16 protein-coding genes and 1 other RNA gene are annotated in these 17277 nt (G+C 41.0%); 10 read left to right on the forward strand and 7 right to left on the reverse strand.

Going from position 1 to position 17277, the window contains the following annotated elements; all coding sequences use genetic code 11:
• Window positions 1-51 precede the first annotated feature (51 nt).
• The gene (locus tag Arg41_RS02915) at window positions 52-1656 is read left to right on the forward strand and encodes an ABC-F family ATPase (protein WP_242641381.1); all 1605 of its coding nucleotides are present in this window, start codon (window positions 52-54) and stop codon (window positions 1654-1656) included.
• A gap of 57 nt (window positions 1657-1713) precedes the next feature.
• On the opposite strand, the gene hslU is transcribed toward Arg41_RS02915, so the two are convergent.
• The 6 genes from hslU to rpiA are packed head-to-tail and all read right to left on the reverse strand — an operon-like array spanning window position 1714 to window position 7090.
• A complete protein-coding gene (hslU, locus tag Arg41_RS02920) occupies window positions 1714-3051 on the reverse strand; it encodes an ATP-dependent protease ATPase subunit HslU (protein ID WP_092342864.1) in 1338 nt (445 codons plus the stop codon).
• Between the two features lie 38 nt (window positions 3052-3089).
• Entirely contained in the window at window positions 3090-3623 is a 534-nt protein-coding gene (gene hslV, locus Arg41_RS02925; RefSeq protein ID WP_092342865.1) for an ATP-dependent protease subunit HslV, read from the reverse strand.
• Between the two features lie 33 nt (window positions 3624-3656).
• Window positions 3657-4556 carry a phosphoribosylaminoimidazolesuccinocarboxamide synthase gene (locus Arg41_RS02930; protein WP_092342866.1) on the reverse strand — a complete coding sequence of 300 codons (900 nt, stop codon included), beginning with the start codon at window positions 4554-4556 and terminating at the stop codon, window positions 3657-3659.
• 42 nt (window positions 4557-4598) lie between these two features.
• Complete coding sequence (fba, locus tag Arg41_RS02935; RefSeq protein WP_242641382.1) at window positions 4599-5630, reverse strand: class II fructose-bisphosphate aldolase; 1032 nt, start codon at window positions 5628-5630, stop codon at window positions 4599-4601.
• 41 nt (window positions 5631-5671) lie between these two features.
• The gene (phoU, locus tag Arg41_RS02940; RefSeq protein ID WP_092342867.1) at window positions 5672-6391 is read right to left on the reverse strand and encodes a phosphate signaling complex protein PhoU; all 720 of its coding nucleotides are present in this window, start codon (window positions 6389-6391) and stop codon (window positions 5672-5674) included.
• 30 nt (window positions 6392-6421) lie between these two features.
• On the reverse strand, window positions 6422-7090 hold the full coding sequence (gene rpiA, locus Arg41_RS02945) for a ribose-5-phosphate isomerase RpiA (protein WP_092342970.1): 669 nt from the start codon (window positions 7088-7090) through the stop codon (window positions 6422-6424).
• Window positions 7091-7327: 237 nt separating this feature from the next.
• Here rpiA and nadC point away from each other — a divergent pair, with 237 nt between their 5' ends.
• Together nadC and nadA are read left to right on the forward strand one after the other, a co-directional pair.
• Entirely contained in the window at window positions 7328-8176 is an 849-nt protein-coding gene (nadC, locus tag Arg41_RS02950; RefSeq protein WP_092342868.1) for a carboxylating nicotinate-nucleotide diphosphorylase, read from the forward strand.
• Window positions 8177-8186: 10 nt separating this feature from the next.
• Window positions 8187-9203, forward strand: coding sequence for a quinolinate synthase NadA (nadA, locus tag Arg41_RS02955; protein WP_092342869.1), 1017 nt, complete (start codon window positions 8187-8189; stop codon window positions 9201-9203).
• On the opposite strand, the gene Arg41_RS02960 is transcribed toward nadA, so the two are convergent.
• Window positions 9190-10569, reverse strand: a complete 1380-nt coding sequence (locus Arg41_RS02960) for a DNA recombination protein RmuC (protein ID WP_092342870.1) — start codon at window positions 10567-10569, stop codon at window positions 9190-9192. The genes nadA and Arg41_RS02960 overlap by 14 nt on opposite strands.
• A 7-nt stretch (window positions 10570-10576) precedes the next feature.
• Here Arg41_RS02960 and rnpB point away from each other — a divergent pair.
• From rnpB to Arg41_RS02995, 7 genes are all read left to right on the forward strand, one after another.
• Window positions 10577-10922: RNase P RNA component class A (gene rnpB, locus Arg41_RS02965), an RNA gene on the forward strand.
• A gap of 102 nt (window positions 10923-11024) precedes the next feature.
• Window positions 11025-12287, forward strand: coding sequence for a CNNM domain-containing protein (locus tag Arg41_RS02970; RefSeq protein ID WP_172792658.1), 1263 nt, complete (start codon window positions 11025-11027; stop codon window positions 12285-12287).
• 68 nt (window positions 12288-12355) lie between these two features.
• On the forward strand, window positions 12356-14056 hold the full coding sequence (gene pilB / locus Arg41_RS02975) for a type IV-A pilus assembly ATPase PilB (RefSeq protein WP_092342872.1): 1701 nt from the start codon (window positions 12356-12358) through the stop codon (window positions 14054-14056).
• Between the two features lie 28 nt (window positions 14057-14084).
• Complete coding sequence (locus Arg41_RS02980; RefSeq protein WP_092342873.1) at window positions 14085-15305, forward strand: type II secretion system F family protein; 1221 nt, start codon at window positions 14085-14087, stop codon at window positions 15303-15305.
• Between the two features lie 2 nt (window positions 15306-15307).
• Window positions 15308-16195 carry a prepilin peptidase gene (locus Arg41_RS02985; RefSeq protein WP_092342874.1) on the forward strand — a complete coding sequence of 296 codons (888 nt, stop codon included), beginning with the start codon at window positions 15308-15310 and terminating at the stop codon, window positions 16193-16195.
• A gap of 52 nt (window positions 16196-16247) precedes the next feature.
• Entirely contained in the window at window positions 16248-16616 is a 369-nt protein-coding gene (locus Arg41_RS02990; protein ID WP_092342875.1) for an FmdB family zinc ribbon protein, read from the forward strand.
• A gap of 29 nt (window positions 16617-16645) precedes the next feature.
• Window positions 16646-17260, forward strand: coding sequence for a DUF502 domain-containing protein (locus tag Arg41_RS02995; RefSeq protein ID WP_092342876.1), 615 nt, complete (start codon window positions 16646-16648; stop codon window positions 17258-17260).
• Window positions 17261-17277 lie beyond the last annotated feature (17 nt).

Below are 17277 nucleotides of genomic sequence, written 5' to 3' on the forward strand. Positions count from 1 at the left end.
TTCTTGTATTGTTTTTTCTCATTGGTTTATGGTTAATGAAAGGTGTTGGTTGTGCCACTGATTGCGTCTGGTGTGACAGTTCAGTTTGGGTCTAAGCCTCTTTTTGAAAACGTCTCTGTCAAGTTTGGAGAAGGTAATCGCTATGGATTGATTGGCGCTAATGGGGCTGGTAAGTCTACTTTTATGAAAGTTTTGGGTGGAGGTCTTGATCCATTGCGCGGCGAGGTGTCTCACGGTCGGCATGAGCGTGTGAGTGTTCTACGTCAGGATCAGTTTGGCTTTGAAGAACAGGTCGTTATCGATGTTGTTTTGCAGGGCCATGAGGAAATGTGGGCGGTACTGAAAGAAAAAGATGCTATATATGCTTCTCTTGAGGCTACTGAGGACGATTATATACGTGCCGGAAACCTGGAGGCCAGGTTTTCTGAACTTGACGGTTATACAGCTAATGCACGTGCAGCTGAGTTATTGTGTGGCGTTGGCATCTTAACAGATGATCATAATAAGAAGATGAGTGAGATTGCGCCGGGGTTCAAGTTGAGGGTTTTGTTGGCACAAGCCCTATTTGCTGACCCCGATATTATGTTATTGGATGAGCCAACTAATAATTTAGATATCTATACCATTAAGTGGTTGGAAGATATGTTAAATACGCGTCAATCTACAATGATTATTATTTCCCATGATCGACATTTCTTGAATGCTGTTTGTACTCACATTGCTGATTTGGATTATTGTACTTTGAAGGTGTATCCGGGAAATTATGATGAATACATGGAAGCATCGACTTTGGCACGAACACGACAATTGTCAGAGCAGGCACGTGCCAAGGAGAAAGTTGCTCAATTGCAAGATTTTGTTAGAAGGTTTTCTGCCAACAAATCAAAGTCAAAACAGGCTACTTCGCGTTTGAAGCAAATTGAAAAGATTAAAGTTGAGGATGTGAAGCCTTCGTCGAGACAGAATCCTTTTATCCGCTTTGATATCGATAAGAAAATGCATCGTACTGTTTTGGAGATTAAGTCTTTAGCTAAAAGTTTTCCTGATAATCATCTATTTAGTTCCTTCTGGGGCAATGTTCAGGCTGGAGAAAAGATAGCAGTTGTGGGTGCAAATGGGGTTGGCAAGAGTACATTGCTGAAGCTGCTCATGGCTATTTGCGAGCCTGATGCTGGTGGAACTGTATCTTGGTCATCCCAGGCTAGTTTGGGGTATTACCCACAGGATCATGGTGATATTTTTCAGCAAGATATTTCTCTTTTCGATTGGATGATGGCGTATAAGCCAGAGAAGGAAGATGATCAGGTTGTGCGGGCAACTTTGGGTAAATTATTGTTTTCCGGTGATGATGTTTACAAAAAGGTTAGTGTTCTGTCTGGTGGGGAGAGAGGGAGAGCTTTGTACGGAAGGTTGATGTTGGAAAAGCCAAATGTTTTGGTTATGGATGAGCCAACCAATCATATGGATATGGAATCGATAGAATCTCTGAACTACGCACTAGAGCTTTATCCCGGTACCGTTATCTTCGTTTCCCATGACCGCCAGTTTGTTTCTTCTGTGGCGCAGCGGATCTGGGCAGTGTCAGAGGGTAAAATAACTGATTATCTGGGAACGTACGACGAATACCTGGAATCTCTGGAGAAGAAGCCAAGCTGAAAAAAAAAGCACCCCGTGTAGGTTGTAACCGTAATGGGGTGTTTTTTGTCGCTATCTCTAGAGAACGTATTGCTGAAAGTCCTCTCCTTCTTTTAGGTCTGATAGATGTTCCAGCACATACTGGGCATTGATTATCTGGCTCTTTTGCGGGCTTTCTGATCCAAGGAATGATATTTCTTCAAGCATTTTTTCCATCACTGTGTACAGGCGACGTGCCCCAATATTTTCTACTGATTCATTCATGTCACATGCCATCTCAGAAATTTTCCGTACCCCATCGTCAGTAAATTGAAGATCAATATCCTCGGTTTTTAGTAAGGCTTCGTATTGTTTTGTAAGGCAATGATTGGTTTTAGACAAAATCTGAACAAAATCATCAACCGTTAACTTTTCTAGTTCAACTTGTACAGGAAAACGTCCTTGTAGTTCTGGGATCATGTCCGATGGTTTTGATAGATGAAATGCTCCGCTAGCTATAAACAGAATATGGTCGGTTTTAATCATGCCATACTTAGTAGTTACGATAGTTCCTTCTACCAACGGCAGAAGGTCACGTTGAACCCCTTGTCTTGAAACGTCAGCGTTCTGTGTAGTGTTGCGTATAGTTATTTTATCAATTTCATCTATGAACACGATACCATTGTGCTCAACATTATAGAGGGCATCTTTTTTAACTTCTTCTTCATTGACGAGACGGCTGGCTTCCTCCTCAACTAACAACTTGCGCGCTTCCCCTACTTTCATTTTTCTGCGTTTTTTTTGCTGACTTACTACGGACTGAAACATGCTTTGAATTTGTCCAGTCAATTCCTCCATTCCTGGGGGAGCAAATATCTCCATGGCTTGATTATTTCCAGAAAGCTCAAGCTCAATTTCTTCGTTGTCTAATTCGTTGTTCCGTAGTTTATCGAGCCACTGTTTTTCAAGCAGATCGTCTTGCTCAATGTTATCGTCAAAGTTATCTAGGTCATAGCTTCTTCCAGATGCTAATAGAATAGATAGTATCTTCTTCTCCGCTGCTTCTGTTGCGCGAATACTATTTTTAACGATAGTGTGTTCACGTTCTTGCTTAATCGCAACCTCAACTAGGTCACGGATGATGGTTTCTACATCTCGACCAACATAACCTACTTCCGTAAACTTTGTTGCTTCAACTTTAATAAATGGAGCTCCAGACATTCTAGCCAAACGCCGCGCAATCTCAGTTTTACCAACACCGGTAGGCCCAATCATAAGGATGTTCTTGGGAGTAACTTCTTGGCGAAGAGGTTCAGGAATTTGTTGCCTGCGCCAGCGTGACCGTAAAGCCACGGCGACAGCATGCTTGGCCTTTTGTTGACCAACTATGTGTTTGTCCAACTCACGAACAATCTCGCTTGGTTTCATTGAAGACATAGATAGGTCCTATTTTCAAGTATGGTTTATGAGTTCGTTTAAAGTGTTTCTATGCTGTGATGCTGGTTAGTGTATATACACAAATCACCTGCTATTTTTAGAGAAACTTCAACTATTTTCTCTGGTGGATAATCAGTGTGATCTAGCAAAGCGCGAGCCGCGGAGTGGGCAAAGTTACCACCGCTACCTATGGCTATGATGCCATACTCTGGTTCAAGAACATCTCCATTACCAGTGATAATGATTGAATTATCACGGTCAGCAATCGCTAACATCGCTTCTAACTTGCGCAAACTACCATCACTGCGCCAATCTTTGGCCATTTGCACGGCAGAGCGCATAAGGTGTCCCTGATGCTTTTTCAACATCGCCTCAAAGTGCTCAAATAAAGTAAAAGCATCCGCAGTTGCCCCAGCAAAACCAGCCAGTACCTTACCTTGATATAAGCGGCGGATTTTTTTTGCAGATCCCTTAATTACACTGTGTCCTAAAGTGACCTGACCATCTCCTCCGATACATACATTATTTCCTCTGCGCACAGAGACGATAGTTGTTCCATGAAATTGTTCCATAGCAACCTTTACGAATAAATTTTTAGGGTTCAATTAAGTAATAACACGGTGACCCGATATTATGTCATATAACGTTTCATAGCGGTGACTAAGCTCACTAATGACGTGATTCGGCACATCTGGGAGCCCTAAGCACGACTGATCATACGACATTTTTATCCAATAGTCGCGTATATACTGCTTATCTAAGGAAAAAGGTGAACTATTTTCAACTAAGCTGTCACGAAGCCAGTATCTTGATGAATCAGGTGTTAGTAGTTCGTCCATTATGTAAAGAGAGTGATTTTCATCCAGACCGAATTCCATTTTGGTGTCAGCTATTATTAGTCCTTTTGCTAGTGCGTAATCGCATGCCAGGTTGTAAATGTCTATGGAGATGCTACGAATCTTTTCAGCGATCTCCTGGCCAATAATATTGGCAACGTCGGCAAATGAACAACTTTGATCGTGACCACCATGATAGACTTTGATTGATGGGGTCCAAATAGGTTCTGGTAGTTTCTCTGTTTGCTTAATGTTTGCCGGCAAAGAGACGCCACTTACAGCCCCAGTTTTTATGTATTCTTCCAACCCACCTCCAGCTAAATATCCCCTGACTACAGATTCTATGGCTATAGGCTGTAATTTTTTGACTACAACAGAGCGATTGCGAACTATTTTCTTATCATCTTCTGAAGAAACTACCGATTCTGGATCTAACGAAAGTAAGTGATTAGGTACTATGTGGATTATTTTATTGAACCAAAACGTTGATAAAGCGGTTAAAATTTTCCCTTTGTTTGGTATGGGCTTTTGAAAAATATGATCGAATGCAGACAAGCGATCACTTGTTACCATCAGTAACGAGCTGTCGTCAATTCTATACAAGTCCCTTACTTTGCCGCGTGAAGCAAGGTGAACACTCGATAGATTTGTTTCAAATACTAGATCCACGGAAAAAGTTTCCTCCGTTATATTACAAATAATATTTGGCAACTAGTAGCTTGCTGCTACTTTCTCAAAGGATACGTATTTTACCTTGTCTGCCATGCCAGCACACCCAAATGCTTCATAACGGTCACAGCATATCTTTTCAGCCCCAGCCATTGCTTCTTTTAAATAAACTCTGGGATCAAAAACGTCAGGATTTTTTGTGAGAATTGATCGAATGCGAGCAGTCATAGCAAGACGAATGTCAGTGTCTATATTGATTTTACGTACACCGTCCTTTATTGCAGCAACAATATGTTCTACTGGTACCCCATAGGTTTCGGGGATGCTTCCACCAAAAGCACGAATTTCTTCCAATAGTTCTTGAGGGACTGACGATGAACCATGCATGACCAAATGGGTATTAGGGATACTTCTGTGAATTGCTCTGACTCGCTCTATGTCCAGAATATCATTTGTTGGTTTGCGGGTAAATTTATACGCGCCGTGTGAGGTGCCAATAGCTATGGCAAGGGCATCTATATTCGTTTTTTCGACAAAATCAGCAGCTTGATCAGGATCAGTAAGTAGATCGTCTCTGCTGACAATTCCTTCTGCACCAATTCCGTCTTCACTTCCGGCTGTGCCAGTTTCTAAGGATCCAAGACAACCTAATTCTCCCTCAACGGTTACACCAACGGCATGAGAAAACTCTACGACTTTTTTAGTTACAGAAATATTGTAATTATAGTTAGAAGGAGTCTTGCCATCTTCAAGCAAGGATCCGTCCATCATTACAGAGCTAAACCCTAGACGTATGGCACTCATGCATACGGCGGGGGTTTGTCCATGGTCTTGGTGGATAGCTATAGGTATTGTTCTGTAGGCTTGGATGGCGGATTCAAATAGATGTTTTAGGAATATCTCTCCTGCATATTTGCGAGCACCGGCAGATGCCTGCAAAATCACGGGGCTGTTGGTTTTAACTGCTGCGCGCATTATCGCATGTATCTGCTCCAGATTGTTTACGTTAAATGCGGGGATGCCATACTGATACTCTGCTGCATGGTCAAGTAACACCTTCATGGGCAACAACATAGTGACAAACTCCTATCGAAATAGTAATGCAATAAATTTTTTTAACTCATGTCGTCAAGCTCAATCTCATCGTCTGGCTCAATTATAGGAACATGCCTAATATCTCTGCCTTCTACTATGTAAATTATATATTCAGCCATGTTTTTGGCATGGTCTCCTATTCGTTCTATAGCTTTTGCTATAAGTAGTATTTCCATAGCATTAGAAATATTACGAGGATCTTCTAACATGAACGTCATTAATTGCCTAATTACTCCTCTAAATTCACGATCCACACGCTGATCTTCCCGTGCAATGGTAAAGACCATTTTCGTGTCAAGACAAGCAAATGCCTGCATTGCTAAGGCTATCATTCCCAGTGCAATTTCTGCTGAAGGGCGCAGTCCAACTTTTGGTAGCGGAAGCTGACGATCTGATTGTCGAACTCGAACGAGGCGCGCCTTGAGTGCAATTTTCTTGGCTTCATCTCCTATTCTTTCTAAATCTGTGACCATTTTTGCTGCTGCCATTACATAACGTAAATCGCTAGCTTGTGGTTGACGACGTGAAATAATTTGGCTGCATTCTTCATCTATTTCTACGTGTATGTTATTTACGACTGCATCCGTTTCTACTACGTGGTCAAGTTTTTTTAAGTCAGTATCAACAAAGCCAGCAATAGCATCAGAAATTTGTTTTTGCACCAATCCCCCCATTTCCAGGATTCTTTGGCGCAGCTGGGTTAGTTCGGCATCGAATTGTTTGTTAACATGATTATCCATGGGCAGTCGGTCATTCTGTTGTAATGTAAGTTAAGTGTGGATTATGTCGACGTTATCTTGATATGACAAGACAATGATATTTGCTTTGTTCTTGGCAAAAATTCCGCAACATACTACTCCCACAATTTGTGACAACTTATGTTCCCAAGACAGAGCGCTATCAATGGGTAAATCAAACACGTCTATAAGGTCATTGCCATAATCCGTTTTTTCCTTTTCTCTCCAACGAGGAGTTCCTCCCATTTTGACTACTTCTCGGGATACATACGAGCGAGCAATGGATATTACCTCGAGCGTTACCGGAGAATTACCTCTTCCTAAAAAGGATACTTTTTTTGAGCAATCAGCAATGCAAATAAAGGTGCGGGCCAGTTGGGATACTATTTTTTCTCCTGTCAAAGCGCCACCGCCTCCCTTGAGCATGAACCCGTTTTCCATGATCTCATCAGCGCCGTCCACATAGTAATCCAAGTCCGATACACTATTGGAACTGATAACGGGAATTTGGGTACGCAGTAGGCTTTCTTGTGTTCTTAGAGAGCTTGGAACTACGCCATTTATACGTAATCCCGACTTCCGTATCTGATCAATAAAAAAATCAACAGTAGATCCAGTCCCAACTCCAATAAGACTATCTTCCTTAATTAGACTTAAGGCTGCTGTTGCTGCTCGTTGTTTGAGGTAACCTTTATCACTCAAGGTTCTGTTCCGAATCTCCAAAACACCGCATCCGATTGTAGCATGGTATTGTTTGCCGAATGAGGACTTTTATGTCCTTTGGTGTAGATATATGCTGTTTGTTTAATTTTTTAATGCTTTCGCTGTTGTTATGCAACAATAGATTATGCAATGCTATCTAATCATTAACCATCAAAAAATTGGGGGTCATAGGAATGGTTTGGCCAGTTGTCGTATTCAATTTAGGACGATGCTATTATGGATGGGCTGCCTTTTTCTCATGTTATACATCATCAAGTTTCATCGGCATTGATGGAAGATTGGGGTATAGAAGGGGATTTAACCTCGTTTTTGGTGCCTGTTGACGTTTTTGTCAATGCAAAGCTTGTTGTTCGCGAATCTGCCGTTTTATGTGGTCAGAGATGGTTCGATAGTGCTTTTTTTCAAGTTGATCAATCTACCGATGTCAGGTGGTTTTTTTCTGATGGCGATGTTTTGTCTCCTGGTTCTGTTGTTGCAGAGATTTCTGGGTGCGCGCGTTCTATTTTTTCTGCGGAACGAGTTGCTTTGAATTTTTTGCAAATGTTAAGTGGTGTTGCTACTCGTACATCAAGCTTTGTTTCCCTTATCAAGCATACGGAGTGTCAGATATACGACTCTAGGAAGACTTTACCTGGGCTTAGATTAGCGCAAAAGTATGCTGTTTTGTGTGGTGGGGGTAAAAATCACCGATTTGGACTATATGATATGGCGTTAATAAAGGACAATCATATTGCGGCAGTAGGTGGTGTTTCTGAGGCTTGTGACCGAATGAAGGAGATACTTAGTCGTTCTGATAGTCATATTCCCATCATGGTTGAGGTTGAAACTTTAGATCAAATGAGGGAAGCATTGGATTGCGGTATAAACATGATTATGTTAGACAATATGCTTCCTTCGTTAGTTAGAGAAGCGGTAAAAGTTAACAAAGGAAGGGCGATTCTTGAAGTATCTGGGGGTATTGCTGAGGATACGGTGTGTTTGTACGCAGAAACTGGGGTTGGGCGCATATCGGTAGGTGTTTTGACGAAATCGCTTTTCTCCACAGATTTTTCTTTACAAGTTTGAGGATAAATTTATGTCGATTTTGTTGCGGCGGTGTGATTCCCCTCAGCAGAGTGACAATGAGGCGTTGAGGGAGCACTGTCGGGATTTGCTAAAAAAGAGCAATGCTGTTTTGATTGCTCATTACTATGTTGATGGTGAATTGCAGGATTTGGCAGAAGAAACAGGAGGATGTGTTTCTGATTCGCTGGAAATGGCTCGTTTCGGGCGAGATCATCCAGCCGATACTTTGGTTGTGGCCGGGGTTCGGTTTATGGCAGAGACAGCCAAGATTTTGTCATACAAAAAGAGGATTTTAACGCTCAGTCGAGAGGCTACATGCAGCCTAGATGAGGGTTGCAAGCCGGATGAGTTCAAGTTGTTTTGCAATCAATACGAAGACCATACCGTCGTGTGTTATACCAACACCAGTGCAGCAGTAAAGTCTATGTGTGACTGGACCGTTACGTCATCTATTGCTATGCCTGTGATACAGCACTTACATTCACAAAACAAGAACATTATTTTTGCTCCCGATTGGCATCTAGGGCGAAATATTTCTGTACGTACTGGTATCAAGATGGTGTTGTGGCATGCTTCGTGTATTGTTCATGATGAATTTCAGGCATCTGAGTTAAAGAAGATAAAAGATGAAGATTCCTCTGTAAAGATTTTGGTGCACCCAGAGTCTCCAACAGCGGTTGTGGCTTTAGCTGATTGTGTGGGATCCACAACGCAGTTATTGCGTTTTGCGAGAGAGACAGAGGCCAAGAAGATGATTGTGGCCACTGATATGGGTTTGTTACACAAAATGAGAGCACAGAATCCAGATAAAGTTTTTACCCCAGGACCTACATCTAGGGATGGCCGTCCTTGTACTGTATGTGCGCATTGTCCGTGGATGGCTATGAATAGTCTTTCGTTATTGGCTAAAGCTTTAGAAACAGGTCAGCCAGAAGTCTTCTTGGATGAAGAAATAGCCAATAGGGCAATTGTTCCGATAGAGAGAATGTTGTGTTTTGGCAGGGAAATAGGGGTTATTTCTCGCTGATTTGCTCTGTTGAACAACGGGTCCTTACAGATTGCGATGGAGTTTTCCTCGGTTCTACTCCCATTTCTTTCATTTTTTCTATGTGACGAAGTAGGTTTCCTTTTCCTTTGTACAGACGATTGCTTGTTGTTTCATAACATTTTGATAATGATTGTATTTTTTGTCCTATTTCCTCAAGAGATTCAATAAAATTGGTGCATTTATCGTAAAGCTGAGCCCCGTGTTGTGCAATTTCCAAGGCGTTTTTATTCTGTTGGTCATGTTTCCATAACAAGTTTACAGTTTTGAGTATGGGCATTAGTGTTGAAGGGCTGGCAATGGCAATTCTTTTTTGTGATGCACTGTCCAATATAGTTACATCCTCCGACAGTGCTGCTATGAATGCTGGCTCTATGGGAATGAATAGGATAACGAAGCTTAGTGTATCAATATCTTTGAGACTATCGTAGTGTTTTTGGGATAGCTCTTTTATGTGTTGCTTAATGCACAATGTGTGTTGTTTGAGAAATTGAGAGCTATTTTCTGTTTCTTCCGTATATTTTTGGTAATCTCGCAGAGATACTTTTGAGTCAATAATTATGTGTTTATTGTCAGGAAGATATACTACAACGTCAGGTCGTAGGTAGTTGTTTTCCTCATCCTTTAGTGTCACTTGCGTTTTGTACTCGTGATCCTTTCGGAGACCTGATGATGATAGGACTCTTTCCAGAATCATTTCCCCCCAATTGCCTTGTATTTTGCTACTACCCTTAAGTGCAGTAGCGAGATTTTGAGCATCCTTGCTTACTGTTAGGGTAGCTTCAAATAATCTTTTAACCTCTTGTTTTAGAGTGCAGCGTTGTTGATTTTCTTGATGATATACTTCGCTTATATATTGTTCAAATGCAGTTATTTTTTGTTGCAGAGGATGAACGTATTCAAGCATGTTTTTTTCGTGAGCTGCGGATAACTCCTGACGAGACTCTTTAATAACATCATGGGCCACAAGTGCCATGTGGTCCTGCAGGAACTTTTTGGTCATTGATATAACTGAGTCAGTGTTTTCTGACAGCTTATGATGATACTTTGCCTCAGCCTCTAAGCGTACATTGTTATGTAGAAGTTGTTGTTCTTTGGTAATGTGGTGATTGATTTCTTCCCTTGAAGAGCATAACTCTTTCTCAAGCCTCGTGATCTGGGTTTGCAGATGTGCAATTTCCTGATCTCGGGTTACGTATCCTGCACGGTAAAATTTTTTCTGTGCGTAGAACATGACGGAAGTGGTTATTGTAAGCAATAATATGGAAACAATTACTATCATAGAATTTTTCCATGAAAAAATAAGGTTTAAGGCATTGGTTGATATTCTATCATTTGATAAACTCATAGCGGGAGGAGATGGCTAGGCAATCGCTCTTGTGAAGATAGCTGAGAGAGGAAAGTCCGGGCTCCGTAGAGTAAAGAGCCGGTTAATAGCCGGGCGCTGTGAGGCGACGGAAAGTGCAGCAGAAAATATACCGCCTCTTTTTTAGAGGTAAGGGTGAAATGGTGAGGTAAGAGCTCACCGCCTTGGTGGTAACACTCAAGGGCATGGAAAACCCCTCTTGGAGCAAGACCAAATAGGCAAGCGTTGAGGTGACTCGCTGAGCTTGCGGGTAGGTTGCTTGAGGTGGCCAGTAATGGTCATCCCAGATGTATGATTGTCCTAGACAGAACCCGGCTTATAGGCTGTCTTTTCCCCGATAATTAGTAAATTTGCAGTAAGTGGTTTTTTTCTGATGATTCAAATCTTGATCTCGGTTCTATCTCCAGAAGAGTGACATGTTCTCTAATTGCTACGGGATGCAGGTTTTTTTCCTTGTTGTCCTAATACTGATTTCTGGTTTTTTTTCTATGGCAGAAACTAGCATGATGGCGGTAAATCGGTACATGCTGGAGGCTTTGTCTGAGAGAGGGAATAGGGCTGCTATTCGTACGTTAAAGCTTCTTTCTCAGGTTGACTATTTGTTGGGTGCCATATTGTTGGGAAATAATTTGGCAAACGCAGCTGTGGCAACATTGATGGCTAAGTTGAGTCTTGCTGCTTTTGGTCAAGGAGAGACTGTTTTAGGTGTAACTACGATTTTTTCTGCCTTTTTGATTTTGGTGTTTGCGGAGGTTATTCCTAAGATTATAGGCAATCGTTTTGCAAACTATATTGCAGTTAGAATCAGTATATTTATTCGTATTTTCTTCATATTATTTTTTCCTGTTATTCACTTAACTAGAATGATTTCCAAAAGTTTCTTATCCGTGTTTGATTTGCCAATTTTCAAGCGTTATCTCAGAGACTCACATAGCAGCAAGAAGATGGAGGTTGGTGCGCTTAAGGTTTTTCTGATGGAGTATTCAAATCTTATTGTATCTGAGCACAGGGACATGTTGCTCAATTTGGCAAGTCTAAGAGATGTTACGGTTGAGGATTTAATGGTTCCTCGTAGGAATATTGAAGACATTGATATTTCTCATCCTATAGATTCTATTATGGAAAAGATTGCTACAGCGCGTCATTCTCGTATGCCTGTGTATAGCAATGATTATCAAGAAATAATTGGAGTTTTGTCCATTAAGAGAGTTTTTGGTTCTTGGCCAAGAATGGACATAAGCTTAGAGGAAATTAGGTCTTTGACAGTAAAAGCTATTTTTGTTCCTGGAAGTAATTCTGCTTTGGAGCAATTGCGGGTTTTTATCGAAAGACATGAGCGTTTTGCTATAGTTGTGGATGAGTATGGAGAAGTGCTGGGTATTATAACCGCTGATGATATTGTCGATGAAGTTATCGGTAAATTGAGTGTTAATCCCATGCCGTTGGGTCAGCCAGTAACTTGGGGCGATGATAATTCTGTTATTCTGGACGGCGCGGTTCGCTTGAGAGAGATTAATCGGCGGCTGTCGGTGTCTTTTCCTCTGGATGGTGCGAAGACCCTGAACGGATGGATTTTGTCCCAATTGATGGAGCTTCCTGAGGGTGATGTTTCTATACGTGTTGGTAATGTTGTTGTCGAAACAGTTCAGGTTTCAGATAAATATGTCAGGTTGGCGCGATTGAGGCGAATTTGCGATTGAGTAGATAAGAGAAGCATAAACTTGTTGTGATGCAACTTGTTAAGTAAAAAAAGAAGAAATGGTGATGTATGGATGGATTATCTGGTTTGGCTAAAAGTTTTATTAAGAACGGTATTATTGAGCAATCAGAAGCGGTGGCTGCTACTAAGAAAGCCAATGAAAACGGAAATTCCTTTATTGAGCAAGTTTTGTCTTCAAATGCTGTTTCATCTCCAAGGGTTGCTTTGTTTCTTTCGAATCTTCTGGGATACCCTCTTTTCGATATCGGTAGTTTTGATAAGAGTGGGTCGGAAGAAGTTTTTTCCCTTCAGTGCTTTCAAGATCAGAGAAAGTGTTATCCATTGATGGTGAGAGACAAGAAGTTATTGTTGGCAGTTTATGATCCCACCGATCATCAGTTTATTAAGGATATATCTTTTCAAACTACCTATCGTGTGTATGTGGTGGTAGTTGAGTACAAAAAATTACAGGTCTTTTTTGATAATGTTGCTCGCAGTTCTGGTCCCGTAGTTTCAAATGAAGAAGAGATAGCTATGCTTTCTCAGGTTTCATCTGAATCTTCTAGTGTTGAGAGTGGTGATATTTCCTCTGCATCTGTTGAAGTTGATGAAGCCCCAATTGTTCGGTTTATTCAAAAGGTTATTACTAATGCTATTTCGCAGGGTGTTTCGGATATTCATTTTGAACCTTACGAGCAGTTTTATCGAGTTAGATTTCGTATTGATGGGGTATTAAAAGAAGTTGCTACGCCGCCTTTTGCTGTCAAAGAGTCAATTTCATCGAGAATCAAAGTAGTTTCTAGGTTGGATATCTCAGAAAAACGTTTGCCTCAGGATGGTCGATCAAAGATTCGTTTAAGTGATTCTAAGGAAGTGGATATTCGTGTAAGTGTATTGCCTACATTACATGGTGAAAAAATAGTGATTCGTATCCTTGATTCCTCAAGTGCCATGATGGGAATTGAAGCTCTAGGATATGAGCCTGAGCAAAAGGATTTATTACTAAACGCTGTGCAGAGACCATATGGTATGGTTTTGGTCACGGGTCCTACCGGTAGTGGTAAGACAGTTTCTTTATATACGTGCCTTAATATTTTGAATAAAGAAGATGTTAACATCTCCACGGCTGAAGATCCTGCTGAGATTAATCTCAAAGGGATCAATCAGGTCAATGTAAATTCTAAGATAGGGTTAACTTTTTCCTCAGCGTTGAAAGCTTTTTTGCGCCAAGATCCTGATATCATTATGGTTGGTGAGATTAGGGATATTGATACGGCTGAAGTTGCCATTAAAGCTGCTCAGACTGGTCACTTGGTGTTGTCTACTCTTCATACTAATGATGCTCCCAGTACCTTAACCAGGTTAATTAACATAGGTGTGCCTGCTTATAATATCGTAGCAACCGTCCATATGATAACAGCTCAAAGATTAGTTAGACGCCTTTGTAAATGTCGTAAACAAGTTGAAATTCCAAATGATGTTTTACTGACCGCGGGATTTTTTGAATCGGAGATTTCATCTTTAGATCTATATGCTCCTAACGGTTGTGATCAATGTGATGGCTCAGGTTATAAAGGAAGGACGGGTGTTTACCAAGTTATGCCAATTTCTTCTGCTATTGAGAGCATTATTTTGAAGGGCGGAGGATCTTCTGAGATTGCTGCACAGGCTAGGGCGGATGGGGTGAATGATTTACGTCGTTCAGGGTTGATTAAAGTTGCTCGCGGTGAAACATCGCTAGAGGAAATTTTAAGCTCTACTAATATTTAAAACCTAAAAATTAAGATGGGCAGGTATTATGGCTACGAACCCTAAGTCTACCAAGAGTCTTCTTTTTTCGTGGAAGGCAAAAGATAAAACAGGTGAGGTTGTTTCCGGGAAATTAAGGAGTTCGTCGCGAGCAGAGGTGATAGATAACCTAAAAAGTCAAGGTTATTCAGTAAATTCTGTTGTTTTGGTTAATGAAAATAGGTCTTCCGGCAGGGTAAAAAAAACAGACATAGTTTCTTTTACTAGTCAGTTGGCAACTATGCTTAAAGCAGGGGTTCCTCTATTGCAAAGTTTGGATATGATCTCTAGTGCTCAAAAGAAGAAGGTTATGGCTGATGTCGTGAGTAACTTGGCTCAAGAAGTGCGAAAAGGATCGAGCTTTAGCAAGTCTCTGAAAAAATTCCCAGAAATTTTTGATGATTTATTTGTAAGCATGGTAGCTGCAGGTGAGCAATCTGGTATGTTGGACCAATTGCTGGATCGATTGTCTGGGTACCTAGAAAAGTCCATGAAATTGCGATCCCAAATAAAAACGGCATTAATTTATCCAATATCCGTTATGGCTATAGCAATGGCTGTAGTGATAATGATGATGCTTTGGGTTATCCCTTCTTTTAAGGAGATTTTTGATAATGTTGGAGCAGAGTTGCCAGCTCTTACCCAGATGCTTGTCGATGCCTCTTCTTTCTTGATTAATCATGGAGTGAAATTGGTAGTATCGTTGGCGATAATTGTCTTTGTTGTGTTCAGAATTTACAAAGGAAGCAAGTCTATGCAGAGGTCTTTTCATAGAAAAATTTCCAAATTACCAATTGTTGGTAGCATTATTACCTTAGCAACCCTGTCTCGATGGGCACGTACTATGACGACTATGGTGAAAGCAGGTATGCCTTTGGTAGATGCATTAGAATTTAGTGGTCGTTCGTCGGATAATATTTTGGTTTTTGAGGATACTTCTAATGTTGTACGCCAAGTTCGTTCAGGGGTGTCTTTGAGTGTTGCTATGAGGACATGTACCGTATTTCCAGAATTGATGATCCAATTTGTTACCATCGGAGAAGAGTCGGGTCGACTGGAGGAGATGTTGTATAAGGTGGCGGATATTTATGAGGAAGAAGTTGATGTGATGGTCAGGAACCTTTCTTCTTTGTTGGAGCCAATTATTATTTTTGTCTTGGGTGGTACTGTGGCTTTTATTATTACCGCTATGTATATGCCGATATTCAAGATGGGTGAGGCTGTTTCTTAAGTATGATAGACATTCATTGTGATGTAGGTGTAATTTGGTTTTTTGTGGTTATCTTGGGGTTGATTCTTGGTAGTTTAACTAATGCCGTGGTTTATAGGCTTCCTAAACAATTGATGGCTGGTTGGCGTGAAGAAGCTGTTTCCTTATTAAAGTTGGGCAAGTCTTCAGAGGAGAGGGCTGATTGGAGCTTGTTTTCTCGTTCTCAGTGCCCTAAGTGTTTACACCAGATTAGCTGGTGGCAGAATGTGCCGCTCTTGAGCTACATATTCCTTAGGGGGCGTTGTTTTTTCTGCAAGCAAAGTATTTCTTTGCGTTATCCGGTTGTGGAATTGTTGGGAGTTGTGATCATGTCCGTGGCTTTTTTTCGCTTCGGACTTACTGTTAGGTTTTTGTTTGCCATTATTTTTGGTTTCTACCTACTCATAGCCGCACTTATAGATTTTGATACGCAGCTTTTGCCTGATGATATAACTTGGCCTCTGCTTATGGTGGGGTTGGTTGCTGGTCAATTTTCTGTTTTTGTTTCCATGCGGGATGCTGTCTGGGGAGCAGTTGTTGGATACTATTGCTTATGGACAGTTTATTGGATTTTTTTCTTGACGACTAGAAAGCATGGTTTCGGTTTTGGTGATTTCAAATTTATGTGTGCGTTAGGGGCTTGGTTGGGATGGCACTCTATTCCGATGATAGTTTTGGGATCTTGCATAGCTGCTTTGGGGTTTTCCGTGGTATGTTTCTTGTTGTCGCACAAACCAGGATGTTCTCAGACGGAGGGTGGGTTTTTCCACTGGCAGATTCCGTTTGGTCCTTACTTAGCGTTAATGGGGTGGGTTGCAATGTTTTTAGTAGATAAGCGTTATCTTTATTCGTATCTTCTCCCTGTTCACTGATGGGATCGACTGCTATATTCTATATAAGTTTCTTAACTTCTACAGTGTCCCGATGCCTACTTACTCATATTATTGCAAAAGTTGTGGGTACGAGAGTACTCATTGGCAAAAAATTTCTGATCCTCATATCGTTGAGTGTCCGTCTTGTTCGAGCAAAAGTTATTGTCGTCGAATTTCTGCGCCTTCATTTAGTTTGAAAGGATCTGGTTGGTATGCGACGGATTTTCGTGCGCCCGCTACCGCTGCGGACAAGAACTCAGAGCTAAAATCTTGTTCTGGGGGTGAAAATAATAAACCTACGTTGAATAAAGACACGTCATCAGTGGTAGCTCCGATTGGTTTTAAACAGGAAGGAAGCAGTGATTCTAAACATGATGGAAGCAGTAGTTCCAAACATGATGGAAACAGTGATTCGAAGTAGTTTTTTACGAGTACGTACCGATTTATGGGATGACTATGCAGCTAAAAAAAATTTTTTTTACCGGATTGCTTATTTGGACGCCAGTCATTGTAACGGTATGGATTATAAAGATTGTGGTTATGACTCTGGATGGGTTTATTTCATATCTTCCTGCGGCTTGGCAACCTACACATATATTTGGAGCAAAATTTGTAGGTATAGGCTTTATGTTTAGTGTCGTTGTGCTTTTTCTTACAGGAGTGTTGGGTTCAAATTATGTTGGTCGGCGTCTTGTGGATTGGGGAGAATCCATAATATGTAAAATTCCTATAGTTAGTCGTATTTACTCGAATGTGAAGCAAGTGAGTGATACTTTACTTCTTGACTCTAATAGTTCTTTTGGACAAGTTGTGCTGGTTGATTTCTTTGGTAGTAAGTCGATTGCTTTTGTAACCGGGCAGTCATCTTTTCTCGTTACTAGCCATTTGAATAGAGGTGATGTGGAGTATTTGAATGTATTTGTTCCAACAACTCCTAATCCTACATCTGGGTACATGTTAATAGTTCCCTCTTCAGCTGTTGTTTTTTTATCGCTAAGTGTTGAACAGGCGCTTAAGCACGTTATTTCAATGGGTTCTGTTAATCCAGAAACTCCAGAAAATTGATGAAGCAATAGGTAGTA

The sequence above is a fragment of the Candidatus Ichthyocystis hellenicum genome (assembly GCF_001460935.1).
In the GTDB taxonomy this organism is placed as follows: domain Bacteria; phylum Pseudomonadota; class Gammaproteobacteria; order Burkholderiales; family 2013Ark19i; genus Ichthyocystis; species Ichthyocystis hellenicum.

What these genes read in the sequence shown, in the direction of transcription:
- fba (WP_242641382.1), bottom strand. Translation starts at nt 5,630, where the DNA reads ATGTTGTTGCCCATGAAGGTGTTACTTGACCATGCAGCAGAGTATCAG.
- Arg41_RS02970 (WP_172792658.1), top strand. Translation starts at nt 11,025, where the DNA reads ATGCAGGTTTTTTTCCTTGTTGTCCTAATACTGATTTCTGGTTTTTTT.
- nadA (WP_092342869.1), top strand. Translation starts at nt 8,187, where the DNA reads ATGTCGATTTTGTTGCGGCGGTGTGATTCCCCTCAGCAGAGTGACAAT.
- Arg41_RS02995 (WP_092342876.1), top strand. Translation starts at nt 16,646, where the DNA reads ATGACTATGCAGCTAAAAAAAATTTTTTTTACCGGATTGCTTATTTGG.
- Arg41_RS02980 (WP_092342873.1), top strand. Translation starts at nt 14,085, where the DNA reads ATGGCTACGAACCCTAAGTCTACCAAGAGTCTTCTTTTTTCGTGGAAG.
- hslV (WP_092342865.1), bottom strand. Translation starts at nt 3,623, where the DNA reads ATGGAACAATTTCATGGAACAACTATCGTCTCTGTGCGCAGAGGAAAT.
- nadC (WP_092342868.1), top strand. Translation starts at nt 7,328, where the DNA reads ATGGATGGGCTGCCTTTTTCTCATGTTATACATCATCAAGTTTCATCG.
- Arg41_RS02990 (WP_092342875.1), top strand. Translation starts at nt 16,248, where the DNA reads ATGCCTACTTACTCATATTATTGCAAAAGTTGTGGGTACGAGAGTACT.
- phoU (WP_092342867.1), bottom strand. Translation starts at nt 6,391, where the DNA reads ATGGATAATCATGTTAACAAACAATTCGATGCCGAACTAACCCAGCTG.
- pilB (WP_092342872.1), top strand. Translation starts at nt 12,356, where the DNA reads ATGGATGGATTATCTGGTTTGGCTAAAAGTTTTATTAAGAACGGTATT.
- Arg41_RS02985 (WP_092342874.1), top strand. Translation starts at nt 15,308, where the DNA reads ATGATAGACATTCATTGTGATGTAGGTGTAATTTGGTTTTTTGTGGTT.
- Arg41_RS02960 (WP_092342870.1), bottom strand. Translation starts at nt 10,569, where the DNA reads ATGAGTTTATCAAATGATAGAATATCAACCAATGCCTTAAACCTTATT.
- hslU (WP_092342864.1), bottom strand. Translation starts at nt 3,051, where the DNA reads ATGTCTTCAATGAAACCAAGCGAGATTGTTCGTGAGTTGGACAAACAC.